Annotated in this window: 14 protein-coding genes; 7 read left to right on the top strand and 7 right to left on the bottom strand. The window is 69.6% G+C overall.

Going from position 1 to position 12,851, the window contains the following annotated elements:
* The first annotated feature begins 107 nt into the window (after positions 1–107).
* Positions 108–269 (top strand): hypothetical protein, encoded by a 162-nt coding sequence (locus ABZU91_RS29190; RefSeq protein ID WP_355247283.1) that lies wholly within the window; start codon positions 108–110, stop codon positions 267–269.
* 464 nt (positions 270–733) lie between these two features.
* Positions 734–1,633, top strand: a complete 900-nt coding sequence (locus tag ABZU91_RS29185) for a hypothetical protein (protein ID WP_355247280.1) — start codon at positions 734–736, stop codon at positions 1,631–1,633.
* Between the two features lie 767 nt (positions 1,634–2,400).
* Here the strand turns inward: ABZU91_RS29185 and ABZU91_RS29180 are convergent.
* The gene (locus tag ABZU91_RS29180; RefSeq protein ID WP_355247277.1) at positions 2,401–3,420 is read right to left on the bottom strand and encodes an NADPH:quinone reductase; all 1,020 of its coding nucleotides are present in this window, start codon (positions 3,418–3,420) and stop codon (positions 2,401–2,403) included.
* Between the two features lie 98 nt (positions 3,421–3,518).
* On the opposite strand from ABZU91_RS29180, the gene ABZU91_RS29175 reads away from it, so the two are divergent.
* Positions 3,519–3,872 carry a metalloregulator ArsR/SmtB family transcription factor gene (locus ABZU91_RS29175; RefSeq protein ID WP_355247274.1) on the top strand — a complete coding sequence of 118 codons (354 nt, stop codon included), beginning with the start codon at positions 3,519–3,521 and terminating at the stop codon, positions 3,870–3,872.
* Positions 3,873–4,260: 388 nt separating this feature from the next.
* Here ABZU91_RS29175 and ABZU91_RS29170 read toward each other — a convergent pair whose 3' ends face one another.
* Positions 4,261–4,461, bottom strand: a complete 201-nt coding sequence (locus ABZU91_RS29170; protein WP_355247271.1) for a hypothetical protein — start codon at positions 4,459–4,461, stop codon at positions 4,261–4,263.
* A gap of 212 nt (positions 4,462–4,673) precedes the next feature.
* Here ABZU91_RS29170 and ABZU91_RS29165 point away from each other — a divergent pair, with 212 nt between their 5' ends.
* A complete protein-coding gene (locus ABZU91_RS29165; RefSeq protein ID WP_355247268.1) occupies positions 4,674–5,204 on the top strand; it encodes an alpha/beta hydrolase in 531 nt (176 codons plus the stop codon).
* An 87-nt stretch (positions 5,205–5,291) separates the two neighbouring features.
* Here the strand turns inward: ABZU91_RS29165 and ABZU91_RS29160 are convergent, their stop codons facing one another.
* From ABZU91_RS29160 to ABZU91_RS29145, 4 genes are read right to left on the bottom strand one after another with little or no spacing between them, the layout of a single operon-like run.
* A complete protein-coding gene (locus ABZU91_RS29160) occupies positions 5,292–6,104 on the bottom strand; it encodes an ABC transporter ATP-binding protein (protein ID WP_355247265.1) in 813 nt (270 codons plus the stop codon).
* On the bottom strand, positions 6,097–6,912 hold the full coding sequence (locus tag ABZU91_RS29155; RefSeq protein WP_355247262.1) for an ABC transporter permease: 816 nt from the start codon (positions 6,910–6,912) through the stop codon (positions 6,097–6,099). The genes ABZU91_RS29160 and ABZU91_RS29155 overlap by 8 nt, the downstream gene beginning before the upstream one ends.
* Complete coding sequence (locus ABZU91_RS29150) at positions 6,909–7,679, bottom strand: ABC transporter permease subunit (RefSeq protein WP_355247259.1); 771 nt, start codon at positions 7,677–7,679, stop codon at positions 6,909–6,911. The genes ABZU91_RS29155 and ABZU91_RS29150 overlap by 4 nt, the downstream gene beginning before the upstream one ends.
* Before the next feature lie 7 nt (positions 7,680–7,686).
* Positions 7,687–8,661: an ABC transporter substrate-binding protein gene (locus ABZU91_RS29145; protein ID WP_355247256.1), complete on the bottom strand. Its 975-nt coding sequence runs from the start codon at positions 8,659–8,661 to the stop codon at positions 7,687–7,689.
* A gap of 237 nt (positions 8,662–8,898) precedes the next feature.
* Between ABZU91_RS29145 and ABZU91_RS29140 the strand changes: the two genes are divergently transcribed.
* The 3 genes from ABZU91_RS29140 to ABZU91_RS29130 are packed head-to-tail and all read left to right on the top strand — an operon-like array spanning position 8,899 to position 11,095.
* The gene (locus tag ABZU91_RS29140) at positions 8,899–10,137 is read left to right on the top strand and encodes a flavin-dependent oxidoreductase (RefSeq protein ID WP_355247253.1); all 1,239 of its coding nucleotides are present in this window, start codon (positions 8,899–8,901) and stop codon (positions 10,135–10,137) included.
* Complete coding sequence (locus ABZU91_RS29135) at positions 10,134–10,601, top strand: MarR family transcriptional regulator (RefSeq protein ID WP_355247250.1); 468 nt, start codon at positions 10,134–10,136, stop codon at positions 10,599–10,601. Before ABZU91_RS29140 ends, ABZU91_RS29135 begins: the two co-directional genes overlap by 4 nt.
* Complete coding sequence (locus ABZU91_RS29130) at positions 10,598–11,095, top strand: DUF3237 domain-containing protein (protein WP_355247247.1); 498 nt, start codon at positions 10,598–10,600, stop codon at positions 11,093–11,095. Before ABZU91_RS29135 ends, ABZU91_RS29130 begins: the two co-directional genes overlap by 4 nt.
* A gap of 229 nt (positions 11,096–11,324) precedes the next feature.
* Here ABZU91_RS29130 and ABZU91_RS29125 read toward each other — a convergent pair whose 3' ends face one another.
* The gene (locus ABZU91_RS29125) at positions 11,325–12,797 is read right to left on the bottom strand and encodes a PepSY domain-containing protein (protein ID WP_355247244.1); all 1,473 of its coding nucleotides are present in this window, start codon (positions 12,795–12,797) and stop codon (positions 11,325–11,327) included.
* Positions 12,798–12,851 lie beyond the last annotated feature (54 nt).

Here is a 12,851-nt window from a genome sequence, read left to right as displayed (position 1 = left end):
CCCGAAGAAGTCCTCATCTCCCTGCCAACATTTCCGACACCGGCTCGCGGGCGGCTGCGTACCGCTGTGCTCGCCGTGGCGCTTGTCGCCATACTCGGCGGGACGCCGTGACGGTCGTACCTCGCCGGCCCGGCACCGGGCCGGCGAGGCTGTCCGCCCCGCCCGCTGGGCTGCTGCTCGCCCTCGTACCCGGGCAGACCACCGACGAGCGGATCCGGGACCTGGCCGGGCGGATCGCGGAGGGCCGGCGCGCCAACTCGACGACCTGAGGCGGCTGCGCATCGTTGGGCACGGCGGGTGTGGGACGTCGCCGGCTTCCGTGCTCGGTGCCGAGTGGCTCGAGGATGTCTGAGACGTCCGGGGCTTGGGCGGGTTTGGCGATGTAGTACGTGGCGGTGACCTCCTCACTGGAGTGCCCAGGCTCCTGCGGCGCTTTTCGTGTCGGCCTCTTCCTTGATGAGGGTGGCGACGGTCTTGCGGAAGGCGTGGGGGGTGACCCAGGCGAGGTCGGTGTCGGCGCGGGCTTCACGCCACGGGCGGCGGACGTTGTTGGACGAGAGCCCGGTGCCGCGTCGGGAGGCGAAGATGGGCGCTCGTTAGTGATGGTGCCGATGGGGCGGCGGCGACGCTGGTGGCAGAGACGCAGGCGGACTTCGGACTCGCGCGCTGACAGGCGGCGGGGAGAGAGGCGGGAGCGGTAGGCATGGCTGGTAGGCGGCGTGAGAATTGCACGGTGATGGTGACGGTGCCGGTGAGTCCGGACCGCGAGCGTGCGGTCATGGCAATGCGGCGCTGGTTCGAGCTGTGCCCGCCACGACTGCACGGCGCGTTCGGCGCCACCGTGCGTGCGATGCCGAAGGCGGACCTCGATCCGCCTGTGTCGCCTCCCGGCACAGTGCACAGCTCGGTTAGCGCTGCGGTGTTCGATGACCTGTATCGGGAACCCCGCGAGTGGACGGAGACCTACTCGCGGGGGTCGTGGGACGAACTGCTGCGCCGCCTCGGCGAGGTCCCGGATGCGGCATCCTTCGAGGCGCAGACCAGGGACGAGCAGGGACGGTTGAACCAACCGAGGTTCCTTCTGAGTGCAGTCAGCGACGACGGCTACATCAATCTCGTTAGCACTATTGACGACGCGGTGGCTAATGATCCCAGAGGCGAGCGGGAGCTCCTCGCGACCGTCCGTGATGTGGCGAATTTGGCCGCCCCGGTTGCGGTCGCCGTCGCCGTGCGAGGTTCGCTGACGGATACGCCGCTGGAGGAGGCGCTCAGCCGTTCTTCGGCTGACTACCGCAAGCAGCCTGGCAGGGTGCTGCGCAATTACGGTTGGCTGACCGTACTCAGCGATGAGATGGCCGAGCGTGTCGGCGGTGCTGATCGCCTCCGCGTTTCCGGTGCGTTCGTCGAGGTGGAGCCGCTCGCTGCTGGCGGCTGGTGGCTACTGGCGACGAAGACCTGGGACGAGTACGGCCCGGAGCAGGCGAACCGCCTCTTCGAGCTCCTCGCGCCGGCGCTGCCGGCGGGTCGGCCGGAGGTGACGCAGTGGCGGTTCCCGGCCGTCGGTAAGCCAGCCGTTCCGGTCACCCTGCCAAACGTTGTGGCCGAGCGTGACCCACGGGACATCACCGGCTGAGTCCGTACTTTCGAATGTTCCCGTCGTACGCATGCTGTGAGGCGGGCGCGGCGCGGCGGTCAGACTTGGCGCGGTTGCGTGTGGCTCCCCTGCTTACTCCCCGAAAACCCTACCCATCGCTGACGAAGGGTGTTAAGGAGTGATAAGTGCCTTGCGGTGTCTCTGCAGCTCAGCGACCACTCTTGGCAAGCAGGTCTGCCGAGCGACTTTCCGCCCGTGTCCACACTTCCTAAACCGTGTGCTGAGGTCGTCAAGCGTGTCAGCGTCCCGGGGACCACATGGGGACAACGCGTGCTGACGCTGGCGTTCTCGGGCCCGTGATGTAGCGGCGGCTTGGTCACGCTGACAGCCGTACGACGCGGGAGGTCTATACCCACGTGCTGCCGGAGAGCGAGCGGAGACCGCGGAGTTGATGGAGGCAATGCTCGGCGACGCCGCAAGCTGGTCGCCCAGGACGTAGTCGTGCTGGGACCGGCCGCTAACGCATGGTCGTACTGCTTGCCTGCGCCGGTCGTTCCTTTCGGCGGCAAGCCGGCGTCGTGCAGTACTACCGGGTGTGATCTGGTTCGGCTCTCGACCGAGGACCCGAGACCTGCTGATGGCGTCGTACGCACCGTCGTTGTTGCACAATGCTCACAAGCGGCCGCGAGAGCGTGGAGCCGTCGACGCACTCTTATGCCGACGACCGTGCGGGTCGGTAAGCGATGTGCCATCACGTACCGTAGTTCCTTCGACATACTGTGGCACGCGGAGCCGATGGTTGAACGTCAGGGCATGACGTCTACCAGTACCTTGCCGACCGCGCCGGTCTCCACCGCTCGATGAGCGTCGGCGGTGCGGTGCAGCGGGAAGCGGTGCAGTGGCAGGCCATGTTCTTCGCCTACCGGCAGAGCGCCGTCGCGGATCGCGATGGCGACGTCCTCGACGGCTGCGGCACGCGCCTGCGGGCCAGCCGTGTAGAGCACCAGGAACTGTAGGCGCGTGTTCAGCACCATGTTCTGCCCCACGTTCAGTTCGACTGCATGTCCGCCCTGGTTGGCGTACGTCGCGATCGTGCCGCGGGTACGCAGCACGGCCAGATCCAGAGTTAGGTTCGCGCCCAGCGCCACCTCGGCGACGATGTCGACGCCGTCCGGGGCGATCGCACGGATGGCGGCGGCCGGGTCGCCCTCGCGATAGTTGATGACGTGGTGGGCGCCGGCCGCGATGGCGAGCTTCGCCTTCTGCGGCCCGCTGACCGTGCCGATCACGGTGGCGCCGGCCCATCGAGCGAGCTGGATCACTGCGTGCCCGACCGCGCCGGCCCCGCCGGCGGCGAGCACCACCTTGCCGTCGAGTACGCCGGGGTGAAGGCGGCGTGGCCCGTCCTCGGCGACGGTGAGGGCGCGGTGTGCGGTGAGTGCGGGAACGCCGAGCGAGGCGCCGACGTCGAAGCCGGCCGCGTCTGGCAGCGGCACGGCCTGATCGGCGGGTACGACGGTGAACTCGGCGGCGGTGCCGGATGGCCGCCCCGCGGCGGCCATGAACAGCCACACCCGCTGACCGACCCGGCTCGGGTCGACGCCGTCACCGACGGCGTCGATCACGCCGGCACCGTCGAGGTGCGGGGTGATCTCGGAGAAGGGCTTGCGGTGGGCGACGCCGGAGCGGGCCTGCCAGTCGGTCGGGTTGACCCCGGACACGGCAACCCGGACGCGGACTTCGCCGGGTGCGGGCGTGGGCCGGTCACGCTCGACGAGTTGGAGAACGTCGGGACCGCCGTTGTCGCGGTAGATGATCGCCTTCATGATCCATCCAATGTTCGATCTGCATCGTACTGTTTGACGCGCCTCGAACAGTACGATGGAAGTCGAACTTTTCGCAACTTCTGGCTAGGATTCGTCTCGTGACCGAGGTGATCGAACCCGCCATCGAGACCGTGACGATCGACGTCGTGCTCAGCGCGCTTGCCGACCCGGTGCGGCTTACGCTCGTGCGCGCCCTCGACGCCGCTGGTGACTGGACCTGCGGCAGCGACGTCCTCCAGGAAACTGGCCTCACCATCGGCAAGTCAACGCTGTCGCACCACATCAAGGTCCTGCGCGATGCCGGCATGATCCGCACGCGCGTCAACGGTACCCGCCGACTCGTCACGCTGCGCTACGCCGAGGTGGAACAACGCTTTCCGGGCCTGCTGACCATGCTCCGAGGAGACGGCCCTAGCCGTTGCGCCGCGAAGGCGCCCTCCTCAACCGCATGACACGTGAACCGGGGAAGGTGGATGGCGGGTCCCGTCGCGGCCGGCAACTACGGCAACGAACGCCGTGTCGGAGCGCGCTGGCATGAAGGGATCATGGCTCCCGACCAGTGGAACGCGCGGCGGACCCGCCTTTGAGGTCCTGGTCACGTTCCGGCGGACCCGCCTCCAGAGCGCTACCGTTCGCAAGCCTTCGGACGGGCAAGTGCAGCCTGGTTTGAGCCATCAAGGCCCCGTCGACGGATGATCGAGTGTCCGGGATCTGCCGCTGTCTGCGCCCTGCAGGCTTGTCCGTAACGCTCGGTAACCGCGCCGAGGCGCCGGCGCACGCCCTCATGGAGTCAGATGCGCCGCCCGAAGCCTGAGCGCTAGCCAGGATGACGGTGTGTCGTCACCGGGCGTGTGCTGGCTCCAGGCCGAGGGCCTTGGTGATGACCGGGGCAGGGGCGCGCAGGACGAGTTGGCGTAGCGCGGCGACGCGGGCCGCGATGAGTGGGAAGCCGAGATTCCGAAGCCGTCTGTGCAGCGTCTGGTAGGCGACGGGTTGTCCGGCGAGCCGACCAGGGAACAGCAGAGCCGGCGGTGGCGACAAGCTGCCGCAGGATCGCGGCGGGGGGCGCGGGTGGGTCGCCAAGGTGGATGAATAGTTCGCCGTCGTGTTCGGTGACATGGTGGGTGATGAGGTGCGGGATGCGGTTGGGCGGTTGGGCGTAGAGCATGCAGCAGGACAGGCCGCGGTTCGGGTGACCAGGGGCTTGCGCGTCGATGGGACCGGCCGGGTCTCTACCCGGGAAACGGGCCGGGGTGACTGGAACGACCCAGACGCGAAAATTCCTGCACCGTCGGGATCTGCAGAACGCGCGAATCTACAGCGATTTGGTCGTCAGGATCGCTCAGGATGTCACGGAAGTAGACGGCCGGACCGCCCCGGTGCTGGGCCAGTCGGAGGCCAGCATGCCGGGCCGGTACGCGTGGGAATACAACAAGGCTCGTGACGGCGCCCGCGAGGCTGCGGCCGCCTTGGGGCTCAACGAAGCCAACGTCAACCAGCGACAGGACTCGGACAGCTGCCAGCAGGCGGCCGCGCTGATGCTGCTGGACAAGCTGGAAAGCGCTGAGAACGCTGAGCCGGACAAGCGCCCATATCTGTTGTCGGTCGATCGCAGCCGGGATGGGAGGGCCGCGGTAGCCCCCGGAAATCCGGACACTGCGGGGAATACTGCGGTGCTCGTACCGGGTGTAGGCACGGAGCTCGCGGGGATTCGCGGTCCGATCAACCGGGCAAGTCTCCTGCAGGACACCGCAATCGCGCTCAACCCCGTGAGCCGCCCGTAGCGGTCGTGCCGTGGCTCGGATAACGACACGTCATCGGGTACAGCTACGGCTCGACGGTACTGGGCGAGGCTGCCAGCACCGGTAGCGTCACGGTGCCGGGTGGGGCGCCGAGGCCGGCGCACGCTTGGCCCGCTGGATCTGCGCGTAGACGTGGGTCCGCAGCTCGGTGAACCGGGGCAGCGCCCGGGTGGTGAGCTGATCGCGCTCTGACGGGAGGTCGATCACGAGGTCTTCCTGCACCCGGGTCGGCGAGTGGGACAGGACGAGCACGCGCTGGCCCAGATACACGGACTCGTCGATGTCGTGCGTCACGAAGACAGTGGAGATACCGCGGTTCAGGTGCAGGTCGCGTACGAGGTCCTCCAGGTCCGCGCGGGTCTGCGCGTCCACCGCCGCGAACGGCTCATCCATGATCAGCACTTCGGGCCGGTACGCGATGGCGCGCGCGATGGCCACCCGTTGCTGCATCCCGCCGGAGAGCTGCCACGGATGGCTGCGTGCCGACTGCGGCAGTCCGACCGCGTCGAGGGCGTCGGCGACCCGCCGGTCGCGTTCGGCGCGGGAGAGCTTCTTGTGTCGAAGGGGAAGCTCCACATTGCCCCGGACCGTCAGCCAGGGATAGAGGCTGCGGCCGTACTCCTGGAACACCACTGCCATCGCCGGGCTCGGGCCCGTCACCGGAGATCCCTCCATCGTGACGACGCCGCTGGTGGGCCCGAGCAGTCCGGCGAGGCATTTCAGCAGGGTGGTCTTTCCGCAGCCCGACGGGCCGACGACGCACAGCAGTTCGCCGGGCATCATGGTGAAACTGAGATCCCCGATCGCCTCGACCTCGCCCCGGCCGGAGGCGTAGACCTTGCGCAGGTGCTCGACCCGCAGCAGCGGACGTGCGTCAGGCACGGGTGACCTCCCTCATTCCGTGGTACCAGCGCAGGACGCGGCGTTCGACAACGCCGAAGGCCACGGCGAGGAGGACGCCGATGAGGCCGAGCAGGAGGATGCCGCTCCACATCTCGGCGATGAGGTAGTTCCGCTGGAAGTAGGCGATCCGGTAGCCGAGGCCGGCCGAGGACGCGAACATCTCCGAGATGACCATGAGGATCAGGGCCACCGAGAGTGCCTGCCGTACGCCGGTCATGATGCGCGGACTCGCCGCCGGGAGGATCAACAGCCACACCCGTTCCCACCGGGAGATCCGGTACGAGTCGGCGGTCTCCAGCATCACGCTGTCGGTCGCCCGGACGCCCTCGATCGTGTTCAGCAGGATCGGCCAGATCGCGCCGGAGGAGATGACGACGACCTTCATGGTGTCGGTGATGCCGAGCAGGAGCATCGCGACCGGAATCAGCACCGGTGGCGGAATCGCGCGAAAGAACTCCAGCAGCGGTTCGAGGATCTCGCGTAGCGGGCGGAACCGGCCGATGAGGACGCCGGCGGCGACGCCGAGCATGATCGACGCGAACAGGCCGGCCAGCAGCCGGTACACGCTCGGCAGCACGTCGTCGACGAACGCCGGGCCGATCCAGGTCTGCCGGAACGCGTCGAGGAGCGGGCGGGGGCCGACGAGGAACCGGTTGGCCGACCGGGTGGACCAGACGGCCCAGAGCCCCACGGCCAGGATGGGAAGCCCGACCGCGTACAGGACGTCCTCGGCGACCCGGACGCCGAGGCCGCGAGGGGCGGTCCTGCCCGCACCGAGGGCGGTCATCGGGTTGCCTCGTCCGCGAGCACCGACTGGTGCCAGGCCAACGAGCGGCGTTCGGCGAAGCGGAACACGACGTTCACCACCACGCCGAGGAGCCCGGTGACCACGACGAGGCCGTACAGGCCGACGGCGTCCCCGGTGGAGCGCGACAGCTCGATCATGCGTCCGAGGCCGGGGTTACCGATCACCATCTCCGCGGTGACGGCCAGGATGAGCGCGACCGCCGCGGCGAGGCGCAGGCCGGTCATCAGGTACGGCAGAGCGGTCGGAAGGACGAGATACCGCAGCCGCTCGTAGCGGGTGAGGCCGAAGCTCCGCGCGGTGTCCCGGGCGACCGTGTCGACGTCGGCGACACCGTAGATCACCTGCACGAACACCTGCCAGAACGCCGCGTAGACGATGATGACGAGTGCGGCGCGCATCTGCAGGCCGAACATCAGCACGGCGAGGGGGATCAGCGCGACCGACGGCACCGGCCGCAGGAACTCGACTGTCGAGTGCGTGGCGCGACGCAGGAACGGCACCAGCCCGACCACGGTCCCCAGCACGACCGCCGCGAGCGTCGCCACCGTCAGGCCGATCGCCCACGACGTCATGGTGAGCCGGAGCCGCCGCCAGAACGCCAGGTCGCGGACCTCGTGGAGCAGCCACCCGAACACGTCCGTCGCGTACGGCAGGTCGTGCCGGTCGACCAGCCCCAGAGCCGGGATCAGTTGCCAGACGACGAGGAACCCCAGCAGACCCACGGCGCCCAGCAGGATCTTGCGCATCGGCCGGCTACTGCTGCTGAATGAGGCGGTCGAAGTCGGGTCGCCGGTCGAGGACGCGGTACTTCTGGGCCAGCGTCGCCAGTTGCTCCAGGCCGGTCCGGTCGAGCTCCCACCCGAACGCCGGGAGCCGTACCGAGTCGGCCACCGGCTCCGGCAGTTCGAGGTTGTCCTTGATGGCCTGGCGGAGGTCCTTCTCGTTCGCCGGATCCTTGGCCCAGGTGAGCGTCTTCTTCATCGCCGACGAGAAGTCCGCCACCAGCGTGGCGTCGGAGTCCTTCAGCTTGCTCGACGTGATCGTGGTCAGGGTGGTGAGTCCGGGAACGGTGGCCTGGTAGGGAGCGACCACGAGAACGTCACCACGCTTACGCATCTGGGTGATGAACGGCTCGGTCACCCAGGCGGCGTCGATGTTGCCGGCGGCGAGCTGGGCCGGTGCGTCCGGAAAGGCCACTTCGACGAACTTGATCTTGGTGGGATCGCCGCCGTCCTTCTCGACCGCCGCCATGATCGTGACGTCGCCGGCGGCGCCCAGGCTGTTCACCGACACCTTGCGTCCGGCGAGCTGGGCCGGCCGGGTGATACCGGACTTCGCGGACGCCAGCACGGCGTTGATGTCGTCGCCGTCGGCGTAGGACGACGCGTAGTTTCCGATGATCACCACGCCGAGGTTCTGCAGATCGGCGCGGAACGGGCCGAACGGCTGGCCGATGGCGAAGTCGATGTCGCCGTTGATCATGGCCGGGATGGCCTGGGCGCCGCCCTGTGCGGGCACCACCTCCACGTCGAGCCCCTGCTCCCGGAAGATGCCCGCCTTGATGCCGCCCCACAGCGCGGCGGTCTCGCTGATCGGCAGCGCCGCCACGCGGACCTTCCGCAGGTCGCCGCTCGCCCCGGGGGACGGATCGGTGGCATCGGAATCCGTGCAGCCGGTCAGGGTGATCACGACGCCGGCGAGAACAGCGAGGGCGGTGACCTTCTTCATGGACGGGCCCTTCCGTGCGCAGCGCGTGTGCAGCCTGAGGAGTGGGGTCGACGGAGTGCCGAATGCATCCGACCGCGTCGATCAGCGTCATGCAGAAGCGATTGATTGTCAAGAATTCCAAAGGGCGAATCGCATAGCGGTGCGAGTGGCCCGAGGGCGATGAAGACACGTCTTGACGGTCGACGATTTTGTGACCAAACTGTGCGGTTGGTGGCGCGGGGCGGAGAGGGCGACGACGTGGCAATCGTGATCGTGGGCGCGGGTATCGGCGGCCTCACCACCGCTCTCAGCCTGCACCGGGCTGGCTTCCGTGAAATCACCGTCTACGAGCGCGCCGCCGCGCTGCGCCCACTCGGCGTCGGAATCAATCTGCTCCCGCACGCCGTCCGCGAGCTGACCGAATTGGGTCTCGGGGAACGCATGGAAAGGCTGGGCGCCGCACCCGGCACGCTTGCCTACTACAACCGCTACGGTCAGCAGATCTGGAGCGAGCCACGCGGACTGGACGCCGGATATCGCTGGCCGCAGCTTTCCGTGCACCGCGGCCGGTTCCAGCTGGAACTGCTCGACGTGGTGCGGGAACGGCTGGGCGCCGACGCGGTGCGCACCGGGCACCGGCTCGTCGGCGTCCGCGACGGCGTCGCGCACTTCGAGACGGCGACGGGGGAGGTGGGCGTCGCTGGCGATCTGATCGTCGGAGCGGACGGCATCCACTCCGCGCTGCGCCGCCACCATCGGCCCGGCGAGGGGGCGCCACTGTGGAACGGGCTGACACTGTGGCGGGGGACGGCACGGGCACCCGGATTCCTGGACGGGCGAACCATGATCATGGCTGGGGACGCGGACCAGAAGTTCGTGGCGTACCCGATAGGCGCCGGGCTCATCAACGTCGTCGCCGAGCGGCGCGGGCCCGGTTTCGCCGGGCCCAACGCGGACTGGAACCGGACGGTCGACCCCGCGCCGGTCGTCGCGCTCTTCGCGGACTGGCGTTTCGCGTGGCTCAACGTGCCGGAACTGCTGGCCGCGGCCGACGAGATCCTCGAATACCCCATGGTGGACCGCGATCCGATCGACACGTGGACCCACGGCAACACCACGCTGCTCGGCGACGCGGCCCACCCGATGTATCCGAACGGCTCCAACGGGGCGTCGCAGGCGATCCTGGACGCACGTACCCTCGCCTTCCACCTCGCCACCACGCCGACGGTCCGGGCGGCGCTCGACGCCTACGAGGCGGACCGGCGGCCCGCGACCACGGCGCTCGTGCTGAGCAACCGGCGGCAGGGCCCGGAACAGGTGATGGTGCTCGCCCACGAGCGCGCGCCGGACGGGTTCACGCACATCCACGACGTCATCCCGCCGCAGGAGCTCACCGCTATCGCCACCGGCTACAAGAAGGCGGCCGGTTTCCTACCCGCCGACCTCAACGAACGGGCCTCCCTGACGCCGATGGCCTTCCCGGGCGTCCTGCCGTGACCGGCCCGGAGCCGCCCGAACTGGACGCGGTGCGACTGGCGTCGGTGATCTCACCGCTGCGCCGCACGCTGCTCGCCGCAGCCCGGGCCGCCGAGCACCTGCCGGAGATCCCGGACGCGCAGATCGAGATCGTGCGGGCCCTGCCCCGGGGCACCGTGGCCGGCCCCGGTGAGCTGGCCGAGCGGCTGCGCCTGAGCCGATCCACGATCAGCAACCTGCTCACCGCGATGGAGGGCAACGGTCTCGTCGAGCGCCGCCCCCGTCCCGGCAACCACCGCCACGTCGACGTCCTCGCCACAGCGAAGGCCCTCGACCTGTTCGACCGCTTCGACCTCGCGAGCGGAGACCTGGTCGCCCGCGCCGCGGCGACCCTGCCGGCGGCGGACCGCGCGGCCCTCGCCGCCGCGGTGCCCGCGCTGGAACGCCTCCGCGACGCCCTCGCGCACGCCAAGGACACTCCATGAGTACGCGCCGACCCGCCGGTCGGGACGCGGTGACCGCCCCGCCGGTTCCCGGGCTGGAGGCCGCGTTCGAGGTGGAGGTGCGGCTGGGCGCGCTGGAGGACCACGGGCTGACCCGTGCCGGTCACCGTCGCGTGGTGCCTGTTGTCGGCGGCCGGATCACCGGTCTCTTCGAGGCCGACATCCTGCCCGGCGGCGCCGACTGGCAGGTGGTCCGCCCCGACGGCGCGATCGAGATCGACACGCGCTACTCGGCGCGAACCGCCGCCGGCGGTCACGTCTACCTACGTACGTTCGGCGTCCGCAGCGGCCGCCCGGAGATCCTCGAGGCGTTGCTGCGCGGCGACGCCGTCGAGGTGTCCGAGTACTACTTCCGCCTGGGCGTACGACTGGAGACGTCGATGCCCGCGCTGGCCGTCCTGGAGCAGTCCGTTTTCGTGGCGTCGGCGATCCGCGAGGCCGACCGGGTGCGCTACACCGCCTACCGCGTCACGTAGCTGTTCCCGCCCAGGGCTGCGACAGGGCGCGCTTGTCGGTTCGGACCCGGCGGAGGTAGCAGGGCGGGGGTTCGAGTTGCCGCGGACAACGGCGATGCCTTCACCGTCGGAGAGCTGTTCCGCAAGGTACCCCTGTGGACATCTCGGGCGTCTGCGCGGATACCCGACGCCGCACGCGCGGGGTTCGGCCGCCCATCCGCCGGACGAGCGGCCGAACCCCGCCAGTGGTTCAGCTTCCGGCCGGCGCGGGGGAGGTGGGGACCGCAGCGGGACGCCGCCGCGACACCGCGCCCGCTACGACGTCGATGACGAGGAACGCCAGCAGGGTGAGCCCGAACAGCGGCAGCGCCCAACCGATCGCCGCGACCACTGGTACGCCGATCAGCAGTGACCAGAGCGGCAGGCTCCGGACGCCGCCGCGGGCCGGTGGGGTGCCGGCGAGGGCGCGCCGGTCGGTGCGGGTGGGTCGGCGTTGCCACCACATGCGGTAACCCCAGACGATGACGCAGAGCAGCCCGAGGGCGAGCGCGGCGAGCAGGATCTGGTTGACCGGTCCGAAGAGGATGCCCATGTGGGCCTGGATGCCGAGGCCGCTGAGTTGGGCCAGCAGGGGCCAGTCGGCGAAGTCGCTGCGGGCGGTGATCGTACCCGTGGCGGGGTCGACGGCGACCCGGTCCTTGGCGATGGGCCAGGTGTTGTCGACCTGCGTAACGGTCCAGGCGGAGCCCGGCTCCGCCGCCGGGGCGATCTCGACCGGGCCGGAGAGACCCGCGGCGCGGGCGGCCGTCGACACCTGGTCGAAGGTTGCTGACACGACGACTCCGCCCGCTGCGGCGGCACCGTGCGCGTGGCCGCCTTCGGTCGCGGCTGGTACGGCCGGATCGGTGGTGAGGCTGGTGGAGATTTCCGGAGCGCGGGCCTGGAGCGCGTCGAGGCCGGCGCCGAAGTTCGCCCCGGCGTAGCGGGACCAGGTCAGTCCGGTGGCCGAGAGGAACAGCAGGCCGACGGTGAGCCAGATGCCGGTGGTGGCGTGCCAACCCCGGGTGCGACGGACGCCCTTGCCGGCGGACAGGTCCGGCACGAGCAGGTGTCGGGCGGTGGCCCGGTTGGCGCTGCGGCGGCGCCACCAGAGGATGACGCCGCCGAGCGCGATCACCCACAGCCAGCTCGCGGCCAGTTCGGAGTAGTGCCGACCCACCACGCCCAGGTGCAGGTTGCGGTGCAGGTCGTCCAGCCAGGTGGTGGCCGGGGTGGAACCGAACCACGTGGTCAGTTGGCCCTTGACCTGCGCCGTGTACGGGTCGACGTAGACGGTGTGCTGCTTCTCGCCGAGCTCCGGCAGGGAGAACGTCACACGGGTGCTCTGGTCACCGGCGCCGGGCTGCACGATGGCGATGCTGCCGTCGGGATGCGCGTTGCGCGCCGCTCCGATCTGCCCCGCAAGCGGCAGCGGACGGTCGCCCACCTGGGCGACGGTCAGTTGGTCGCCGTAGAGAATCTGGTCCAGCTGCGGGGTGGTGGTGTAGGCCAGCCCCGTCAGTGCGGCGACCACGAGGAAGGGGGCGACGAGGATGCCGGCGTAGAAGTGCAGCCGGAGCAGCAGCGCGCCGAACGGCGACGTACGCCGGGCCGGTCGAACTGGTGTTTCGGTGTCTGTGGTGGGTTCCGGCGTAGGCGCGCCGGACAGTTCGGTGAGAGACATGGTCGTCCGATCGGAATTGGCGAGAAGCACCCAGGGGGTGTTCCTCCTGCTGGC

This window comes from Micromonospora sp. NPDC005174, assembly GCF_040608495.1.
GTDB lineage: Bacteria > Actinomycetota > Actinomycetes > Mycobacteriales > Micromonosporaceae > Micromonospora.
The sequence above is the reverse complement of the archived record's forward strand: the minus strand, read 5'-3'. Positions and strand labels throughout refer to the sequence as shown.

Coding starts and splice junctions, on each gene's coding strand:
- ABZU91_RS29180 (WP_355247277.1), bottom strand. CDS start 3,420: ATGAAGGCGATCATCTACCGCGACAACGGCGGTCCCGACGTTCTCCAA.
- ABZU91_RS29155 (WP_355247262.1), bottom strand. CDS start 6,912: ATGACCGCCCTCGGTGCGGGCAGGACCGCCCCTCGCGGCCTCGGCGTC.
- ABZU91_RS29150 (WP_355247259.1), bottom strand. CDS start 7,679: ATGCGCAAGATCCTGCTGGGCGCCGTGGGTCTGCTGGGGTTCCTCGTC.
- ABZU91_RS29145 (WP_355247256.1), bottom strand. CDS start 8,661: ATGAAGAAGGTCACCGCCCTCGCTGTTCTCGCCGGCGTCGTGATCACC.
- ABZU91_RS29130 (WP_355247247.1), top strand. CDS start 10,598: ATGAGTACGCGCCGACCCGCCGGTCGGGACGCGGTGACCGCCCCGCCG.
- ABZU91_RS29125 (WP_355247244.1), bottom strand. CDS start 12,797: ATGTCTCTCACCGAACTGTCCGGCGCGCCTACGCCGGAACCCACCACA.